The organism is Micromonospora sp. ATLC20 (assembly GCF_057196585.1).
Genome location: NZ_JBXUOV010000321.1, coordinates 1 through 3183, shown reverse-complemented (window position 1 = coordinate 3183; position 3183 = coordinate 1). Strand labels below are relative to the sequence as shown.

4 protein-coding genes are annotated in these 3183 nt (G+C 76.7%); 2 read left to right on the top strand and 2 right to left on the bottom strand.

Annotated elements, in window-relative coordinates; translation table 11 throughout:
* Positions 1–249: NUDIX hydrolase (locus AC2CHG_RS30820; RefSeq protein ID WP_484526143.1), on the bottom strand; the 249-nt coding region annotated here is incomplete at its 3' end.
* 102 nt (positions 250–351) lie between these two features.
* Here AC2CHG_RS30820 and lgt point away from each other — a divergent pair.
* The gene (lgt, locus tag AC2CHG_RS30815) at positions 352–1566 is read left to right on the top strand and encodes a prolipoprotein diacylglyceryl transferase (RefSeq protein ID WP_484526142.1); all 1215 of its coding nucleotides are present in this window, start codon (positions 352–354) and stop codon (positions 1564–1566) included.
* Positions 1567–1577: 11 nt separating this feature from the next.
* Positions 1578–2765: an FAD-dependent oxidoreductase gene (locus AC2CHG_RS30810; RefSeq protein ID WP_013287548.1), complete on the top strand. Its 1188-nt coding sequence runs from the start codon at positions 1578–1580 to the stop codon at positions 2763–2765.
* A 21-nt stretch (positions 2766–2786) separates the two neighbouring features.
* Here AC2CHG_RS30810 and AC2CHG_RS30805 read toward each other — a convergent pair.
* Positions 2787–3183, bottom strand: a 397-nt coding sequence (locus AC2CHG_RS30805; RefSeq protein ID WP_484526141.1) for a GNAT family N-acetyltransferase, incomplete at its 5' end; no start/stop codon positions are given.

Here is a 3183-nt window from a genome sequence, read left to right as displayed (position 1 = left end):
GCGCCCGGCCGGCGGCGCGGGCGCCTGCGGGTCGGTGACCCGGTAGAGGCCGACCAGGTCGGCCGGCGCCACCGCCCAGCCGGTCTCGGCGCGGACCGCCCGGACGACGGCGTCCGCCGGGCTCTCGTCGTGACGCAGCCGCCCGCCCGGCAGGCCCCAGCGCCGGGCCCCCTCGGACCGGCGGCAGAGCAGCAGCCGGCCGGATGCGTCGGTGACGACAGCGGCGACCGCCCAGGTGAGCGGGCTCATGGACAAACAGCCTACGACCGTGCAAACCAGAAGTCATCCGACCCGCGCGGCAGGCGGCCCGGGGTGCCGCACACACAGTCCGCACCGGTACCGTGTGCACCCGTGACCCTCGCCCCGATGACCCCACTGGCGGCCATGCCCAGCCCCAGCACCGCCGTCTGGCAGCTCGGTCCGGTTCCGATCCGGGCGTACGCGCTCTGCATCATCCTCGGCATCGTGGTGGCCTGCGTGGTCACCGAGTACCGGCTGCGCCGCCGCGGTGTGGCGCCGGGCGCGGTGCTCGACATCGCCGTCTGGGCCGTGCCGGCGGGCATCATCGGCGCGCGGATCTACCACGTGATCACCTCGCCGGAGAAATACTTCGGTGCCGGCGGCGAGCCGATCAAGGCGCTCTACATCTGGGAGGGCGGCCTCGGCATCTGGGGCGCGGTGGCCGGTGGCGCGGTCGGCGCGTGGCTCGCCGCGCGGCAGCTCGGCATCCCGTTCACCGTGATCGCCGACGCGCTGGCACCGGGCCTGCCGCTGGCGCAGGCCGTCGGCCGGCTGGGCAACTGGTTCAACAACGAGCTGTACGGCGGGCGGACCACGCTGCCGTGGGGCCTGGAAGTGCACGTCATGGACCCGGACAACCCGGGTCACGCGCTGCGCGACGACGCCGGCAATCCGGTGCTCCAGCCGGGGCTCTACCACCCGACGTTCCTCTACGAGGCGCTCTGGAACATCGGCGTCGCCGCGCTGGTGCTGTTCCTCGACCGCAAGCTGCGGCTCGGTCGCGGCCGGGCGTTCGCGCTCTACGTGATGGGCTACACGGCGGGCCGGTTCTGGATCGAGCTGATGCGCACCGACGAGGCGAACCTGATCCTCGGCGTACGCCTCAACGTCTGGACCGCCGCTCTGGTCTTCCTCGGCGCGCTCGCCTACTTCATCCGGGTCCGCGGCCCGCGCGAATACCTGGTGCCGGTGGGCGAGCCGGCTCCCGCTGTCGCAGCGGCGAGCGACGTCTCCCAGGTCGACCTGTCCGCCCGGGAGGCCGCCGCCCGGCCGGCCGTGCCCGAGGGCTACCGGGTGGTGACCGAGGAGCAGTTCGAGGCGTACCGGAAGACCGGCGAGCTGCCCCCGGAGCCGGCGGCGGACGACGAACCGGCAGGGGCCGAGCCCGCCGCCGACGCCGCCGCGACGGGCCGCACGGACGACGACGGCGCGACGGCCGAGCGGACGGACGGCGACGACACCGAGGACGACCCGCAACGGGCGGACGCCGAGCGGACGAACGCCGGCCGGGCCGACGGCGGGCGCCCGGCGGACCGGGACAGCTGAGCGGGGGAGTCATGCGCAGCGCGGTGGTGGTCGGCGCCGGCCTCGGCGGAATGGCGGCGGCCGGTGTGCTGGCCCGGTCGGGCTGGCAGGTCACGCTGCTGGAACGCGCCGACCGGGTTCGCCCGGAGGCGACCGCCGTGGTGCTCTGGCCCAACGGGGTACGCGCGCTGCGCGCCCTCGGGCTGGGCGACGGGCTGGACGCGATCGCCACCCCGCTGCCCGACGGCGGCGTGCGCCGTCCCGACGGGCACTGGCTGGTGCAGGCCCGGTCCACGCCGGCCGAGCGGATGCCGGTGGTGGTGCACCGGGAGGACCTGCACGACGCGCTCATCGCCGGTCTGGGTGACCGGGTCGAACTGCGTACCGGCGTGACAGTGCGGACGGTGCGCGCGGCGTCGGGCGAGCGCCCGGCGGTGGGCGACGGCCGGCACACCTACGAGGCGGACCTGGTGGTGGCCGCCGACGGCACCGACAGCGAGATCCGCCGGCACCTCGCCCCGGAGACCGCCGTGGTCAGCTCCGGGTGTGCCGCCTGGCGGGCCGTGATCCCGTGGTACCGGGCCCCGCAGCTGCCCGACGACCAGCCGGTGCACGGCGAGACGCTCGGCGCCGGCTACCGCTTCCTGGCCGCCTCGCTCGGCGAGCGGGGCACCGCGGGCGCCTCCCGCCGGGGCGGCGTCTACTGGGTCGCCACCGCCGCCGGTGCGCCCCGGCCGGAGCCGCCGGAGATCCAGCTCGCGCTGCTCAAGCGCTGGTTCGCGGGCTGGCCGGCGCCGATCGGCACGTTGCTGGAGGCGACCGACCCGGAGGACGTGGTCCAGCAGGAGATCCGTGAGCTGCGGCCGCTGCCGAAGGCATACGGCTTCCCGGCCGGCCCGGGCGGCGTGGTGCTGCTCGGCGACGCCGCGCACGCCATGCCGCCGCACCTCGGGCAGGGCGCCTGCCTGGCGTTCGAGGACGCGGCGACGCTGGCCGGGCTGCTGCGGGAGTCGCGGCTGCCGGATGCGGTCACCGCGTACGACAGGTTGCGCCGCCCCCGCGCGGCCACGATGGTCCGGCAGACCCGGCGGATGTCGGCGGTCCTGCAGGCCCGGGGCCGTCTGGCGCTGCGCGCCCGGGACGCGGCGCTGGGCACGATCAGCCCGCGCCTGCGCAACACCGCCGCCGCTGCGGCCGCCGCCTGGCAGCCGCCGTCCTGACCTCCGCCGCGGCGTGCGGCCTCAGATGACGGCGGCGGGCTCGGCGATGCAGGCGGTGCCGATCCGGCGGAACCCGACCCGCAGGTAGACGCGGGCGATGTCCTCGCTGCCGGCGCTCAGGAAGATCAGATCGGTGCCGGCGGCGCGCAGTTCCCGCGCGAGCGTGGCGGTCACCGCCGCGCCCAGGCCGCGTTGCCGGGCGGACGGCAGCGTGGCCACCCCGGCGATCTCCGCCACGTCGTCGACCCGCATCGCCATCCCGCTGGCCAGCGCGCCCTCGTCGGGCGTCTCGGCGAGCACCGAGATGCGCCGGCCGTCGGCGACCCGGGTCGCCTCCTCCTCCAGCGCGGCCACGTCCAGCTGGGCGAGGGCGGCGTCCCGCTCGGCCGGTCCGGCGTCGCCGCGCGCGGTGCCGCCG